The 14,569-nt window shown below is 60.1% G+C and carries 19 protein-coding genes and 1 tRNA gene; 11 read left to right on the top strand and 9 right to left on the bottom strand.

Annotation, left to right across the window (positions count from 1 at the left end):
* Positions 1-62: 62 nt before the first annotated feature.
* Entirely contained in the window at positions 63-458 is a 396-nt protein-coding gene (locus tag VC352_RS19845) for a hypothetical protein (RefSeq protein ID WP_322981236.1), read from the top strand.
* On the opposite strand, the gene VC352_RS19840 is transcribed toward VC352_RS19845, so the two are convergent.
* Complete coding sequence (locus VC352_RS19840; protein WP_322981235.1) at positions 455-1,210, bottom strand: sulfite exporter TauE/SafE family protein; 756 nt, start codon at positions 1,208-1,210, stop codon at positions 455-457. The two genes, VC352_RS19845 and VC352_RS19840, sit on opposite strands and share 4 nt — an antisense overlap.
* Positions 1,211-1,309: 99 nt before the next feature.
* Between VC352_RS19840 and VC352_RS19835 the strand changes: the two genes are divergently transcribed.
* Positions 1,310-2,272: a LysR family transcriptional regulator gene (locus VC352_RS19835; RefSeq protein WP_322981234.1), complete on the top strand. Its 963-nt coding sequence runs from the start codon at positions 1,310-1,312 to the stop codon at positions 2,270-2,272.
* A gap of 64 nt (positions 2,273-2,336) precedes the next feature.
* Here the strand turns inward: VC352_RS19835 and efp are convergent, their stop codons facing one another.
* The 4 genes from efp to VC352_RS19815 form a co-directional block, all read right to left on the bottom strand.
* Complete coding sequence (efp, locus tag VC352_RS19830; RefSeq protein WP_322981233.1) at positions 2,337-2,909, bottom strand: elongation factor P; 573 nt, start codon at positions 2,907-2,909, stop codon at positions 2,337-2,339.
* Between the two features lie 43 nt (positions 2,910-2,952).
* Entirely contained in the window at positions 2,953-4,086 is a 1,134-nt protein-coding gene (gene earP, locus VC352_RS19825; protein ID WP_322981232.1) for an elongation factor P maturation arginine rhamnosyltransferase EarP, read from the bottom strand.
* A 101-nt stretch (positions 4,087-4,187) separates the two neighbouring features.
* Positions 4,188-4,397 carry a hypothetical protein gene (locus VC352_RS19820; RefSeq protein ID WP_322981231.1) on the bottom strand — a complete coding sequence of 70 codons (210 nt, stop codon included), beginning with the start codon at positions 4,395-4,397 and terminating at the stop codon, positions 4,188-4,190.
* Positions 4,398-4,495: 98 nt separating this feature from the next.
* Positions 4,496-5,518 carry an AraC family transcriptional regulator gene (locus VC352_RS19815; protein ID WP_322981281.1) on the bottom strand — a complete coding sequence of 341 codons (1,023 nt, stop codon included), beginning with the start codon at positions 5,516-5,518 and terminating at the stop codon, positions 4,496-4,498.
* 143 nt (positions 5,519-5,661) lie between these two features.
* On the opposite strand from VC352_RS19815, the gene VC352_RS19810 reads away from it, so the two are divergent.
* On the top strand, positions 5,662-6,846 hold the full coding sequence (locus VC352_RS19810) for an acetyl-CoA C-acyltransferase family protein (protein WP_322981230.1): 1,185 nt from the start codon (positions 5,662-5,664) through the stop codon (positions 6,844-6,846).
* A gap of 52 nt (positions 6,847-6,898) precedes the next feature.
* A complete protein-coding gene (locus VC352_RS19805) occupies positions 6,899-7,471 on the top strand; it encodes a helix-turn-helix domain-containing protein (protein WP_322981229.1) in 573 nt (190 codons plus the stop codon).
* A 27-nt stretch (positions 7,472-7,498) separates the two neighbouring features.
* Here the strand turns inward: VC352_RS19805 and VC352_RS19800 are convergent, their stop codons facing one another.
* Positions 7,499-7,945 (bottom strand): MarR family winged helix-turn-helix transcriptional regulator, encoded by a 447-nt coding sequence (locus VC352_RS19800; RefSeq protein ID WP_322981228.1) that lies wholly within the window; start codon positions 7,943-7,945, stop codon positions 7,499-7,501.
* A gap of 71 nt (positions 7,946-8,016) precedes the next feature.
* Here VC352_RS19800 and VC352_RS19795 point away from each other — a divergent pair, with 71 nt between their 5' ends.
* From VC352_RS19795 to VC352_RS19780, 4 genes are all read left to right on the top strand, one after another.
* Positions 8,017-8,763 carry a siderophore-interacting protein gene (locus tag VC352_RS19795; protein WP_322981227.1) on the top strand — a complete coding sequence of 249 codons (747 nt, stop codon included), beginning with the start codon at positions 8,017-8,019 and terminating at the stop codon, positions 8,761-8,763.
* A 287-nt stretch (positions 8,764-9,050) separates the two neighbouring features.
* The gene (locus tag VC352_RS19790) at positions 9,051-9,566 is read left to right on the top strand and encodes a DUF2059 domain-containing protein (RefSeq protein WP_322981226.1); all 516 of its coding nucleotides are present in this window, start codon (positions 9,051-9,053) and stop codon (positions 9,564-9,566) included.
* 308 nt (positions 9,567-9,874) lie between these two features.
* Positions 9,875-10,351, top strand: coding sequence for a hypothetical protein (locus VC352_RS19785; protein ID WP_322981225.1), 477 nt, complete (start codon positions 9,875-9,877; stop codon positions 10,349-10,351).
* A 38-nt stretch (positions 10,352-10,389) separates the two neighbouring features.
* Positions 10,390-10,956 (top strand): hypothetical protein, encoded by a 567-nt coding sequence (locus VC352_RS19780; RefSeq protein WP_322981224.1) that lies wholly within the window; start codon positions 10,390-10,392, stop codon positions 10,954-10,956.
* A gap of 798 nt (positions 10,957-11,754) precedes the next feature.
* On the opposite strand, the gene VC352_RS19775 is transcribed toward VC352_RS19780, so the two are convergent.
* A tRNA-Ser gene (locus tag VC352_RS19775) sits at positions 11,755-11,844 on the bottom strand.
* Positions 11,845-11,937: 93 nt separating this feature from the next.
* Positions 11,938-12,144: a hypothetical protein gene (locus tag VC352_RS19770; protein WP_322981223.1), complete on the bottom strand. Its 207-nt coding sequence runs from the start codon at positions 12,142-12,144 to the stop codon at positions 11,938-11,940.
* 185 nt (positions 12,145-12,329) lie between these two features.
* On the opposite strand from VC352_RS19770, the gene VC352_RS19765 reads away from it, so the two are divergent.
* The 3 genes from VC352_RS19765 (at position 12,330) to VC352_RS19755 (ending at position 13,665) form a co-directional block, all read left to right on the top strand.
* The gene (locus VC352_RS19765; protein ID WP_322981222.1) at positions 12,330-13,019 is read left to right on the top strand and encodes a crotonase/enoyl-CoA hydratase family protein; all 690 of its coding nucleotides are present in this window, start codon (positions 12,330-12,332) and stop codon (positions 13,017-13,019) included.
* 213 nt (positions 13,020-13,232) lie between these two features.
* Positions 13,233-13,424 carry a hypothetical protein gene (locus VC352_RS19760; RefSeq protein WP_322981221.1) on the top strand — a complete coding sequence of 64 codons (192 nt, stop codon included), beginning with the start codon at positions 13,233-13,235 and terminating at the stop codon, positions 13,422-13,424.
* A gap of 10 nt (positions 13,425-13,434) precedes the next feature.
* On the top strand, positions 13,435-13,665 hold the full coding sequence (locus tag VC352_RS19755) for a hypothetical protein (protein WP_322981220.1): 231 nt from the start codon (positions 13,435-13,437) through the stop codon (positions 13,663-13,665).
* A 46-nt stretch (positions 13,666-13,711) separates the two neighbouring features.
* Here VC352_RS19755 and VC352_RS19750 read toward each other — a convergent pair whose 3' ends face one another.
* Positions 13,712-14,437: an amidotransferase gene (locus VC352_RS19750; RefSeq protein ID WP_322981219.1), complete on the bottom strand. Its 726-nt coding sequence runs from the start codon at positions 14,435-14,437 to the stop codon at positions 13,712-13,714.
* Between the last annotated feature and the right edge of the window lie 132 nt (positions 14,438-14,569).

Raw genomic sequence — 14,569 nt, 5'->3', positions numbered from 1 at the left:
GGTAGCAATACCTCGCCCGATCACCGACACTGCCGCCCTGCCCACTCGCTCTGGAGACCGCCATGCCCCTCGATTCGCAAGCCCGCAACGCCGTGCTGGAAGACCCGCGCGCACTCGAGTGCAGCGTCTATCGCCCGGACGAACAGGATGAGGACGCCGAAGAGCTCGACCTGGGCGAAGCACGCGTCTTGCTGCTGGGCGCCTTCGAAGCGCCGATCGACTGGGACGCCCGTCAGCGCGAAGAGTATTTCGGAGAGGAAGACCCGGCGCTGTTCTTCAGCGCCCGCGTCGAAAGCCTCGCCGCCCCCGGCAGCAAGACCTTCTTCACGGTTGAGAGCGGTGACTACGTGGCCGCGCAGCCAAGCCTGGGCGAAGTGGTGATGTATTACGTCTACGATCGGGAAGACGACGCCGAGGGGCGCCGCTATGTACTGATTCGCGATGACGAGGAGCTTTAAAGCTCCAACGCCAACAGTACCGCGCAAACCAGCAGAAAGCCGCAGAACAGGCTGCGCAGCAGGCGCTCCGGCAGCGCATGCGCCAGGCGCACGCCCCAGCTGATGCTGAGCAGCCCGCCAATGGCCAGCGGTATGCCCATCCACCAGTTGACGTGCTGGTGCATCGAATAGGTAAACAGCGTCACGGCGGTGCTGGGCAGCGCCAGCGACAACGACAGCCCCTGCGCCACCACCTGCGTGGTGCCGAACACGCTGGTCAGCACCGGCGTGGCCACCACCGCCCCGCCCACGCCGAACAATCCACCCATGGCGCCGGCGACACCGCCGAGCACACCGAACCAGCCCCAGGGATAGCGCAACTCGCCGCTGGGCGCGGCCTGCTGCATCAGCATGCGCAACAGGTTGTAGGCCGCCAGCGCCAGCAGGAAGCCAACGAAGGCCCAGCGCATGGTGCGCGCATCCACCCCCACGGCGTAGAGCGAGGCCAGCCAGGCGCAGAAGAAGCTGGTGACGCCGAGCAACAGGGCATGCCGCAGATCGATGCGGTTACGCTGGTGGTAACGCCAGATGGCCAGCATCACGTTCGGCACCACCATCACCAGCGCCGTGCCCTGCGCCAGTTGCTGATCGAGCCCGAATAGCACACCGAGCACCGGAATGGCGATCAGGCCACCGCCGATCCCGAACAGACCGCCCACGGTACCCAGCGCGACACCCAGCAACAGATTCAGCAACAGATCGAACAGGCTCATGACACCTCCAAGGTTGTGCGCATGGTAGAAGCCTGCGGCTAGTATGGAAACGCACAACCGCGCACAATGGCTTTGCATAAAACGCACAGGCGAGCACACATGAACCCGGATGCATTGACCGACCAGCTGGAGCTCTTCCTCGATGTGCTGGAAACCGGCAGTTTCTCGGCGGCCGCTCGCCGCCACCCGCTTACGCCTTCAGCGGTAGCGCGGCGTATCGATGCCCTGGAGCGCGCCATCGGCAGCAGTCTGTTCAGCCGCACCACCCATGCCGTGCGGGTCACCCCCGCCGGTCTGGCCTTCGCCGAACGTGCCCGGCGCATCCTCAACGAGCTGCACCTGGCCCGTGCCGAAGCCGTGTCGCTGAGCAGCGCCCCGGAAGGCCTGATCCGCATCGACGCACCGACCCCCTTCGGTCGCCGCCATCTGGCCCCGGCCATCGCCGACTTCCTCGCCGCCAACCCTGGCCTGGACGTGCAACTGCGCCTGATCGACAGCTTCACCGATCTGCACGGCGAACACCTGGGCGAAGTGGACGTGGTGGTACGCATCGGCCCCTTGCCGGACAGCCGCCTGGTGGCCACACCGCTGGCCTCGATGCTGCGTATCGTCTGTGCCAGCCCGGATTACCTGCGCCGCCGCGGCATCCCGCTTAGCCCGGTGGAACTTGATCAGCATGACGGCCTCGACTGGGATAGCCTCGCCCCACCCTATGCCTGGCGCTTCGCCATCGACGGCAAACTGCAGCAGTGCAAACCCAAACGCCTACGGATGGTCACCAACAACGCCGAAACTCTGCTGTTCAGCGCGATTGCCGGGCTGGGTATCGCCCACCTGCCCACCTGGATGAGCAGCGAGCATCTGCAACGTGGCGAACTGGTGCCGCTGTTCTGCGAGAGCGGCCTGCCACCGACCGAGCCCAGCACCATCTACGCCTTGCGCCTGGAGCGTGAAGGCAGCCCGCGTATTCGTCTCTTGCTGAGTTTTCTGCAGCAGCGCTTCGGTTTTCCGCCGCCCTGGGATCAGGCGCTGCAGGCCAGCCTGCCCCGCTCGGACGAATGAGCACACAAAACCTGCGCCCACAAAAAACCCGGCGCGCAGGCCGGGTTTTTCGAAACGCTCGGGCTTAAGCCGGCGCCTGGGTGCGACCCTTGTAGGAAGCGTCGCGGGTGTCGATCTCGATCCAGTCGTCGATATCGACGAACTCGGCAACCTTGATCTCGGTACCGTTGCGCAGCTTGGCAGGCTTCATCACCTTGCCGGAGGTGTCGCCACGAGCAGCGTTCTCGGTGTAGACAACCTGACGCACGATGGTGGTCGGCAGGTCGACGGAGATCACTTTGCCTTCGAAGAACACGGCTTCGCAGATGTCGCTCATGCCTTCTTCGATGAACGGCAGAACGCTTTCCAGATCTTCGGCGCGCAGTTCGTAGGAGTTGTACTCCGGATCCATGAACACATAGTCGTCACCGCTGATGTAGGACAGGGTCACTTCCTTGCGCTCGAGAATCACCGGCTCCATCTTGTCGTCGGCTTTGTAGACGGTTTCGGTCTTGGAGCCATTGAGCAGGTTCTTCAGCTTCATCTTGACGATGGCGCTGTTACGGCCGGACTTGGTGAACTCGGCCTTCTGAATCAGCCACGGCTGGCCGTCGATCAGGGCCACGCTGTTGACTCTCATTTCCTGTGCAGTTTTCATGCGAATATCCGAAATATGCGGGAGGTACAGAATTCTAAGCCCGCTATGATAGCCAATTTCGATGAAACTGCACCAGTGCCGAGGCAAGATCCGGCCGAGCGGCCTGCTGTGTGCACCAGCGCCGGGCATGTTTCTGCAGCTCGTGCCAGTTGCGCTGTACCTCACTCCAGGCTGCTGCCATGCCCTCTCCGGCGTTCCAGGCCGTCCACAACTTCACCAAAGCGGCATCGGCTGAAGTGCTGAGCCCCTGGCGATAGAGCGCAAGGAAGGCATGGAGCTTGTCCCAATGCGCGCCCTCCTCCTGCCGATAGATATGCCAGAGCAAGGGCCTTGCCGCCCACTGCGCGCGGATGAAAGAGTCCTCGCCGCGCACGGCATTGAAATCACAGCACCACAACAGCCGGTCGTAGTCGGCCTGCGGCATGAAGGGCAGCACCTGCAGATGCAGATTGCCACGCTGACATAGGTCGCCAGGTGCCAGCAACGCCCCGAGCCAGGCCTGTACATCGGCAAGAATGCGTCCCTGCGGTACCAGCAGTTGTATGGGCTGTTCAGCGGTGGAAAGAACATCCAGCCACTCGCCCAGACCAGCATTTTCATAGGCGAAGAGCGAGATCAGTTGCGCCTGTTCCTGCCGTACCACGCCCAGACGCGACAGGAAGGCAGCTTGCGCCTCATCATCGGCCTGCAGACGATCCCGCTCAGCGAGCAGATCGGCCTCACGCAATAGACCGCCAGTGCCCTCGACGAAACCTGGAAAGAAGAAAAACTTCTGCAAACCGCCCGGCTGCGGCGAAGGCAATCCATGGCAACCGGCCACCCAGTCCTCGGCGCTGAGGTATTCCAGATTCAGCCACAACGGCCGGCGCTCACGCGATGCCATCGCCTCGACGTGCTGTTCAGGCAGATTGCAGGCAAACGCCTCGATCACCACATCGGGCACCTCGACGGGTTGCCAGGCACGTGGCCAGTGCCGCACCTCCACCCCAGCCTGCTGCTGTATGGCCAACTGCGGATCAAGCGTGGGGCACAGATGCGCGAAGGCCGTGAGGTCATCCACCCACAGGCGCACCGCCAATCCGTGCTCGGCCACCAGTTGCCGGGCCAGACGCCAGGTCACGCCGATATCGCCGTAGTTGTCCACCACGGCGCAGAAAATGTCCCACTTCACGCCCACTTACCCCGACCGGGAAAAGCGCCAGTTTACCTGCACAGATAAAAGAAAAGCCCGCCATCAAGGCGGGCCAAAGGGAGCGCAAAGCAGGCGCGGAAAATCGATCAGGCCAGGAAGCTGGAACTCGCGTCACCACGAACGGCAGTACTGAGCTGCCAGATCGCCTGGCAAGCCAGGGCTGCCTCGCGTGAGGCGAAGGGGCCGGCCTTGGGCTGGCCATCGACCAGCAGCAACCAGCAAGCCATATGGCCATCGGACTTGAGTTCGGCAGGCACCGCACTACCCACCAGGGAAACCACATCGATGCGCGGCATAGCCACCTCCAACGGTTTGAGCGTTTCGTTGCCGGTGAGCTTAGGCCGGGGGCGACCTCAGCAGAAATCAGCGCTTTCGATAGTCGCCATGGGCGCAATCAATGGTTGGCAGGCTCGCCGCAAAGCGCAGAGCGGTAACGCCCGGGGCTCATGCCAGTCCACTGGCGGAAAGCACGATGGAAGGCGCTGGGCTCCTGAAAACCACAGCGCGCCGCGATCTCGGCGATGCTCAGCGCAGCGTCGTTGAGGTATTCGAACGCCAGCGCCTTGCGCACTTCATGCTTGAGTGCCTGGTAGGAAAAGCCCTCACGCTCCAGCTGGCGACGAAAGGCCGACTCGCTGAGCCCGAGGCGAGCGGCCATCTCGATCTGCGCCGGCCACTGCATGTCACAGGCCTCCTTGAGCAAGCGATAAACCTGAGCCGACAAGCCGTCGCGGTTGCGAAAGCGCACCACCAGCCCTTCGGGGGCCTGGCGTAGAAACTGCTTGAGGCTGGCGAAGTTGCGCACCACCGGTAGCGCCAACTGGGCCGCGTCGAACTCCACCGCTGTCTGCGTACACTCGAACTCGATCCACGGCCCCCAGAGCAACGGGTCTGCGCCATGTGGCGGTCGGGGATGGCCGAACTGGGTGTGATCGAGATCGATGCGCCTGCCGACCAGCCAACACGCCACGCCGATCACCAGGCTGAGGTAGATCTCCTCTGCCACGCCACGGATGCGTACGTCGCTGATGGTCGTATGCAGCACGATGGCCGCGCGCTTACCGCGCACCAGCAATTCGCCACGGATGTCTTTGAGGAACAGGTTGAGCCCGCTGAGGCACTGGCGCAGTGCGCGGCCCAGATCCGGCTCATGCAACAGGCTGCGGCAAATCATGGCGAACGCGCCGCGTGGCAACCCGGCGGAATCGAAGGCGAAGAATTCGTCACCCAATAGCTCGGTCAATCGCAGCCACAGGCGCACCACCGCATCAGCCGGCACACGGTTCAGCGGATCGCCCAGCAAGGCCGGATCGATATCGACCGCCCAGAGCAACTGCTCGGCCTGCTGCGGATCATCCTGCAAGCGGTGAATGGCGGCACTGACCAGATAGGCAGCCACCGAATCTCGCTTGCGCAAGCTGCCGTTATCGCCGATGGCCGTCATATCGTTTTCCACTTCATCGCAATATCCAAATCCGTCACCGACACCTGCGCAATTCGGGCATGGAACAGCCGGCAGGTGCGTCCTAGACTCTTGCGCCATTCAACCAGGAGGTCGCCATGCACACACCCGAAGTCTTCGTCGTCAGCGCCGTTCGTACTGCCATCGGCACCTTTGGCGGCTCGCTCAAGGATACCCCGCCAGCGCAACTGGCGACCCTGGTCACCCGCGCCGCCCTCGAACGTGCCGGCTGCGAAGCTGCGCGAGTCGAGCATGTGGTGTTTGGCCATGTCATTCCTACCACACCGAAGGACGCCTATATAAGCCGCGTCGCCGCGCTGCAGGCAGGCATTCCCAAGGAAGCGCCCGCCTTCACCGTCAATCGCCTGTGCGGCTCGGGCCTGCAGGCCATCGTCAGCGCCGCTCAGGGGCTGCTGCTGGGGGATTCCCAGGTAGCCATCGCCGGCGGCGCCGAGTGCATGAGCCAGGCGGGCTACCTGGTGCCGAGCGCACGCTGGGGCGCGCGCATGGGCGATGCCAAGATGCTCGATTTCATGCTCGGCGCGCTGCAGGATCCGCTGCACGAGATCCACATGGGCATCACCGCGGAAAACATCGCCAAGCAGTGCAATATCAGCCGTGAAGACCAGGACGCCCTCGCCCTGCTCAGCCAGCAGCGTGCGGCACGCGCCATCGCCGAAGGCCGCTTCGCCAGCCAGATCGTCCCGGTGGAACTGAAAACGCGCAAGGGCGTGACCCATTTCGAGGTGGACGAACACGTACGCGCCGATGTGTCCATCGAACAACTGGCGAAGATGAAGCCGGCCTTTGCCGAAGGCGGCAGCGTGACCGCCGGCAATGCCTCTGGACTCAACGACGGCGCCGGTGCCCTGCTGCTCGCCAGCGGCGATGCAGTGCGAGCGCAGAACCTCAAGCCGACGGCACGCCTGGTCGCGTATGCCCACGCTGGCGTCGAACCGACCGTGATGGGGCTCGGCCCCGTTCCGGCAACGCGCCTGGCCTTGCAACGCGCCGGCCTCAGCGTTGCCGATCTGGATGTGATCGAGTCCAACGAAGCCTTCGCTGCCCAAGCCTGCGCCGTCGCCCGTGAGCTGGGCTTCGACCCCGAGAAGGTCAACCCCAACGGCTCCGGCATCTCTCTCGGCCATCCGATCGGCGCCTCCGGTGCCATCATTGCCACCAAGGCGATCCATGAGCTGCACCGGGTTCAGGGGCGCTACGCGCTAGCGACCATGTGCATCGGCGGCGGCCAGGGCATCGCGGTGATCTTCGAACGCGTCTGAATGGCTCGCGGCCGGGCATCAGCCCGGCCGCCCCATCCGCAGCTGAGAGCGCATGATGACGACTACCCTGCCCGACCTGCGAAGTTCTCGCTTCCAGCGCAACCGCCACCGTGCGCTCGAACTCTTTGCCCAACGCGGTTTCGCCCAGGTCAGCCTGCGCGAACTGGCCAGCCATCTGGAACTGTCAGCCGGCTCGCTGTACAACCACGTCGCAAGCAAGGAAGAGCTGCTGCAGGAATTCATCGAAGAACACTACATGGCCCTGCTGGCACTGTTCGAACGGCCACGTGCCGAGCAGTCGGCAGAGGTCAGACTAGCGGCGCTGCTGGATGATCTGCTGACACTGCACGCCAGCCATCCTCTGCACTTCCAGCTGGCCAACCGTGAACTGCACTGCCTGGCACCGGAGCAGAGGCAGCATATCGAAGGGCAGCGCCAGCTATTGCGTGAACGGCTCGACGAGCTACTCGCGTCTGCCGGCTACCTTCCCTCTGGCAGCAAGGCAGTCGCAGCACTGGAGCTGCTTGAACACCTGCCCTCCTGGCTGGCGCACTACCCGCTGTACACATCCCGGCGCCGCGATGCCCTGCTCAGTCTGTTGCAGGGCTGCGTAGCCGCCGCTTGAAACCTGAGTCCATCATGACCATGCCGCTCACTCCGCTGATGAGCCGCGCAGGTTCGCACTCACACGCTCCAGCAATGCCAGCAACTGCTCGCGCTCCTCAATGGAGAGCCCCTGCACGGCGACTTCGTTAAGGAACTGCCCCTGACGCCGCAGCGTCTCGTGCACGGCCTGGCCATCGGGCGTCAGTCGCAGGCGGGTGATCCGGCGATCTTCCTCATCCACCTGCCCTTGCAACAAATCCTTGTCACGCAGCTCCTTGATCAACCGCGCCAGTTGCGCCTTGTCACGCCCGGAGCGCTGCACCAGCTCACGCAAGGTGGCATCCGGATGAGCAGCGAAAAAGCTCATCACCTTGTATTCCATATGCGTGAGGTCATGGGGCCCATCGCGCAAAACCCGGTATTGCTGGGCGCGATACAGGTGCATAAGGGAATGGATCGACTCGAAGACGTCATCAGCAAGCTTTTCGGACATATCGTTGACTTTATCAACCATGTGCTTTTAGGATTGTTGATGTTATCAACTAATCACCTCAGGGCACACCCATGAACACCAACAACCCACAGCGCCGCGTCCAGCGGGTTCGTCACGAATTGCGCCGCCGCAACGTCCTGATCCAGCGCATCGAGCGCCTGGACGATGGATTCGCCAGCATCACCTTCAGTGGCGAAGACCTGGCCGACTTCAACTCGGCCTCGTTCGACGACCACATCAAGTTCATCTTCACCAATACCGCGGGCGAGACCGTCATGCGCGACTACACCCCGCGCCATTTCGATACGGCCAAACGCGAGCTGACCATCGAATTCGCCCTGCACGGTCACGGCCAGGCCTGCGACTGGGCTGCCGCTGCAAAACCCGGCATGCCAGCCACCATCGGCGGCCCGAAGGGCTCGATGATCATCCCCATGGACTACGACTGGCACCTGCTGATCGGCGACTCCAGCGCCCTGCCGGCCATCACCCGCCGCCTCGAAGAACTGCCTCCTACCAGCCGGGTACACGTCATGCTCTTGCTCGACTCGGCTACCCAGCCCCGCACCTTGCCTGGCACGACGAAGGTTCAGCAATTCGACGACAGCGAAAAGCTGCTGGCTGCAGTACAGGCACTCCCCCTACCCGCCGGCGAAGGCTTCGCCTGGGCTGCCGGTGAAGCCAGCTTGATGAAACGCATCCGCAAGGCGCTGGCGATAGAAAAAGGCCACCCTAAGGAAGCCATGCGCGTCGCCGCCTACTGGCGCCACGGCGCCGAGGGGTTCCATGAAGAACTGACCGATAAGGAATCGGACTGAACAGAGCGCTCGATCGGAAACAAAAACCCCGAGATTCTCTCGATCCTCGGGGTTCTTGTATTACGAAAGTGGCGGTGACGATGTAGGTCAGAGAGGCTCTGGTTGCGGGCCAATTAGTGCAAAACCCGTACAACACGTGCCTTTCACTCCCCTCACCGGCTCGATTCATCGCCATTCGGCACTATAATTTCGACACGTCTCGCGCCTTGTCATTGGCTCCGCTCATGACTGGAAGCTACCATCCGACTCACACAAGCTAATCTGTTGCTCACTAAGGAAGGTCATACATGCGCTATCTCGTTGCAGCCCTCTCCATCGTCGTCGCCTCTCAAGCCTTTGCAGACACCAAAACTCAGAAAATTGAGGAGCTACTTCGTGCTCAAGGCCTGGTAGACACTTGGACGCAGCAGATTGAACGAGGCAAGGAATACAACAAGCAAGTAGCTCAGCAGGTCATGGGGCAGATAACGGCCAAGCTGGCTCCCAGTGAAGAGTTCCAAAAACGGTTCAATGCCGCCGGTGACAAGTTTATTGAAAGCACAGTTGCACCATGGACACCAGACGACATGGTCGCCGCGTGGGCAAAATTTTATGGACCTGGCTTCACCGAGGCTGAGCTAGACCAGCTTATCGCTTTCTACTCTTCACCTTTGGCGCAAAAGGAAATACAGGTCGGTCGCGCAGCACTGGAAAAGTTTACGCTGCACTTTCAGCAGCTTAATCAGCCCATCATCGAAAAAGCCACCAACCAGTACATACAAGACCTCCAGCTAATTGCCAAACAATGCAATTGCGCTAAATAACCATTCTGTGCAGACAGGGATGTCAGCACTACCGTTATCTCTAGAGGCCAATATACTTGAGCCTATCACTTACGCGATTGCGCAACGAGCTACTTGCTGGCGCCGCCTCACAATCCGCACAACCTGCTGACTGCCAATACTTTGCCAACCTCCGACGGCGCGTGCTTTGCCAAAGACCAGCGCACCACATCTCATATAAAAATCTTAATTTACTCCAGCAATGTCATCACACGCACTGCTCTACTGCTTGCTTCCCCAAACCTGACACGAACACCTATACAAGCCGAGCAATCAAAGGAAATTTATAATTGATCAACGGACGATTACTAAAGCAATATGATTTGCTCGTTGCCCTGGGCATTACCCACCTTGCAGCAGCCGCCCTGCTACTTAATAGCAGCAAGGACATCCCGGCATGGGTAGCTCAATACGGCTACTTAGTGACCACTATCCTTATCCTGCTATGCTGCGCCATTCGGTTACCCAAAGGCTTTCTTACAGGCATTGCCATTGGAATATCCTCCGCAACCCTAATTAGACTAGTTAATGACTTCTTTACCAACCTGCATGGCCCTGGCGTTGATTTCCCAATGGGTCTAGCAGGCGCTATCCTCGGCGTAATTACTGCAGCAATTTACGCCAAGGCAGATATAGCTCGAAATGCCGAGCGCGGATTTATTATTGGCCTTGTGGGCACACTAAGCGGCTACCTTCTCACCATGGCGCTTTCGTGCAATACCGTAATCTATTGCGGCCCTGCTTTCTCATGGGGCACCTACCCTTAGAGCCAAGAAGAACGCCCCTATCCAATTGAGTATATTTCATGCCCAGCCCGTTCGAACCGTCAGCCGCTGTCAGTCCTAAGCCCGCCACTACTTCTCTCGCGGCCAACGCCTCATTGCTATTCCTTGCAGCCATTACAGCTTACCTACTTTGGGGTGACGTAAATTATTTTCTCTCAAACCAAAAAGGAACGCTCGCTAAAGCAGGCAGCGTTTCGTTCCTACATCACTTGTATCTATCAGTGATACCGCTTGAAATAGCCTACTTCAGGCTAGCCACCAGCGCATTAACTTTAGCCTTCATTATTTTTTCGTTACGAAACCAGCAGATATTCTCAACCCACACACTACCTGTATACCTATACGGCATAACTCAACTTACGTTTTATATATTGGCCGTGACAGCAGTACTTGGGATTCTAGATCAGGTCTCAGACAACAAAATATTTGACGCGGCCTATTGGTCTGGCCCTACAGCAACTTCTCTAGCCAAATCCATACTGGTCATTATCGCAATGCACCTGACTCCGCCATTAGCCTTCCTTCTCACTTGCCATGCAGCCAGATCAAGAATCAATAAACAAGCTAAAGCCAACCTCAAGTCCTAACCCATCGAATTAAAATTGCGAGCCGCTGAGCAATAGCGCTGCCTCATGAGGGCGATCCAGTATTCACTGGTCGCTTCTGTAGCAGTCTCTCCAGTCTATGTATTCATCTTTGAAGAACTACTTAGCGCCCTTGCGGCACTCGCGGCAATCGAGTGATCCGCGCCAGTGATTTGCGCATACGCTAGCGCCGTCGATGTAGCTATTTACAATCATCCACTCAGCGCAACACCGAGCACCACTGATCCAATTGTCGACCCAGTGGCCGTCTCACTCTCGTTGTACGCGATTAGTCTGGCGCTGCTGCGTCTGCTGGAGTACCTGGGGCTATGCGGCGGGTTACGGGCGGGGTGTAGCTGCTGGCTGTCTGGGTGTGTAGTTGTTGTCATTGAAGACATTCTGCGCACTGGCAACAGCCATCGCCTTTTTTCCTATGTCCACTCCATCGAGGCGCATGACTTAGGCTTATAGGTCCGCAACAGGACGTGCAAACCGTCGAGTCCTGAGCCGACCGCGACGGCCTGACCTACGGCGTAGCACGCGCCTGGCAATGAAAGGCATTCTACCCACCTAAAGCTAGGCAAGCGCCGCATGGCCAACAGCGCCCCGCCCCCTGCTGAGGGCAGGGCTGTTGCAGTCGCATCGGGAGACGATCAAGCAATAATGCCTAGCCCCGTAGCCGTAACACAGGCCACGCCCATTCGAATTGCGTATACGCACCTTGTGTACGCATGGCATGAGAACTGATGAACCAGAAAAGCAAAAACCCCTGTAGGTCTCCCTACAGGGGTTTCGCGAAAGTGGCGGTGAAGAAGAGATTCGAACTCTTGATACGGTTTCCCGTATACACACTTTCCAGGCGTGCTCCTTCAACCACTCGGACACTTCACCGGATCTCGACGTTTTTGCGTGTAGCCTGTCGAGGCGCGCTAATTTAGTCGAAGGTTTCCGTGAAAGCAAATATTTTTTAAAGGATTCATACGCTTATCGGTTGGTAGATCCTTCAGAGGCGGGTTTGGCGAGCAGTTCGTCGAGGCGCAGGCGGCCGAACAGCAGGAAACCGGCCGAGACGAACAGGCCGGCACCGAACAGCAACAGCGCGCCGCCCGGTGTGTGCAAGCGGGGCTCGAGGCTAAGAGCTACCGAGGCGCACAAAGCAATGAGGAGTGCCAGGCTGATCAGGATATTCATGGTGGTGGGTCTCCAAGTACGGAGACACCCTAGAGGCCATACAGGGCTTCAGCCAATTGTCATTGGCCATCGCCGCAATAGGCAGATTCGCTGACTCACCGGTCAGTCACGGCGCTTTACCAGGCTGTGTCGGCTGGGTACCTTCTGCCTCACCCAGCCCGCAGGCCCCTATAAGGAAAACAGCCATGAGCGACCTGATCAGCTATCAACTCGACGACGGCATTGCCACCCTTACCCTGAGCAATGGCAAGGTCAATGCCATCTCCCCGGATGTAATCGCCGCCTTCAACGCTGCGCTGGATCGCGCCGAGCAGGATCGTGCCATCGTCGTCATCGCCGGCCAGCCGGGCATTCTGTCTGGCGGCTACGATCTGAAGGTGATGACCTCCGGCCCACAGAATGCCATCGATCTGGTTGCCGCCGGATCCACGCTGGCGCGGCGCATGCTCGCCCATCCTTACCCGATCATCGTCGCCTGCCCTGGCCACGCCGTCGCCAAGGGCGCGTTCATTCTGCTCTCGGCGGACTACCGCATTGGCGTGGAAGGCCCTTTCAGCATCGGCCTGAACGAGGTGCAGATCGGCATGACCATGCACCATGTGGGCATCGAGCTGGCACGTGATCGCCTGCGCAAGTCGGCCTTCCACCGCTCGGTGATCAATGGCGAGATGTTCGACCCTCAGGGGGCGCTGGAAGCCGGTTTCCTCGACAAGGTGGTGACGGTCGACGCCCTGCAAGCCACCACCCAGGCAGTCGCGCAGCAGTTCAAGAAGATCAACATGACGGCGCACCGCAACACCAAACTGAAGGTGCGCAAGGCGCTGCTGGAAACGCTGGACGCCGCCATCGCCCTGGACAAGCAGCATCTGGGCTGACCCGCCGAAGGGAAATGCCGTGCTGGCCACGGCATTTCGCCCCCTTGCTCCCGTCTTCATCCTGCCTCACCTACTTCGATTGCTTTTGGGGCAAAGCCACACACCAACCATCAAATCAATCGATAGTTGAACTGCCTGATATCCATTATTCAATCGAATCGACATGACTGAAGCTGTGCCCACTTCCTTTCCGGTTCCCGTGGAGCACAGATCATGTCCAGCCTCGCCTATGCCGCACGCAACGGAGCACTGGCTGCCGTCGGCCTCTATCTGATCGTCATTCTGGTTGCCCTGGCCTTGAGCTATGGCATCAGCGTTTCGCCAATCGTCCAGGTCACCGACTCGCCTCTGCAGGCACTCGCTCGACTGTTGCCGCAATTGCTCGGCAACCTGCCCCTGCGCTGAGAGCTGGATGATGAAGAGCCAACGCAATACCTTGCTGCCGCTGATCGCCATGGCGCTGCTCACCACCGGCCTGACACTGTTCGGCATTGGCAAAGGATCCGCAGGGACGATGGCGCGACACCTCGAATGCAGCCAGCAACTGCAGCAGCGCGTCGGCCTGGCCGGCCAGCAGACACACCAATCGGCGAACGCGCCGCCTTGCCCTGATATCAAGGCACCGCTTGTCATGCTGCAGAAATGAAAAAGCCCGGAAGCAACCTCCGGGCTTTTCGTTTCACGGGCGAGGATCAGGCCTTGGCATCGCGTCCCTGAGCGACGAAGCGCATCATCCACTGCGCCACCGTGCTGCCTTGCTGCTCCTGGTGCAGGCTGTCGATACCGCTCTGGTAGATCTTGTCGCCCAGGTGCTGCTGGCGCAGATCCAGCAAGGCGCGCGAGTAGTCATGAATGAACTCGGGATGCCCCTGGAAGCACAGCACCTGATCATCGATGTGGTAGGCCGCGTTCGGACAGAAATCGCTGGTAGCCAGCAGCGTGGCATTCTCCGGCAATCGGGTGACCTGATCCTGGTGGCTGATCAGCAACTGCAGGTTATCCAGGGGCGGATCCATCCACTGCGGCTGGCTGGCGATCCGGTAGTTGTGCACACCCACGCCCCAGCCCTGCTCGGCGCGCTCGGTCTTGCCACCCAGCAGCAACGCCAGCAGTTGGTGGCCGAAACAGATACCCAGTAGCTTGTGGCCGCGCTTGTAGCGATCGAGCAGATAGTCCTTGAGCGTTTGAATCCAGGGGTCGCTACCGAAGGAGTCGGCCTTGCTGCCCGTCACCAGATAAGCATCGAAATGCTCGCTATCGGGCGGGTAGTTACCCTCCACTACGTTGTAGACACTGAACTCCGCGGCCAGCGGTTGCTTGGCGAACAATTGTTCGAACATGCGGCCGTACCCTTGGTATTGGTCGACCAGCTCGGGGCGCAGAATGTCAGTTTCCAGGATGCAGATACGCAGTGACATGAGGTTTCCTGAGTTGAACACGGAGTGAGGTGTGATTCGTGTGTTTTTCTTAACACAGCAACCAGCGCATTGAAATAGCCGAGCCTTAATTAGCGGCCGGCTGGCAAGACCCAGAGGGTGTTCAAGCGCATG

Source organism: Pseudomonas sp. C11 (assembly GCF_034683865.1).
In the GTDB taxonomy this organism is placed as follows: Bacteria; Pseudomonadota; Gammaproteobacteria; order Pseudomonadales; family Pseudomonadaceae; genus Aquipseudomonas.
The sequence above is the reverse complement of the archived record's forward strand: the minus strand, read 5'-3'. Positions and strand labels throughout refer to the sequence as shown.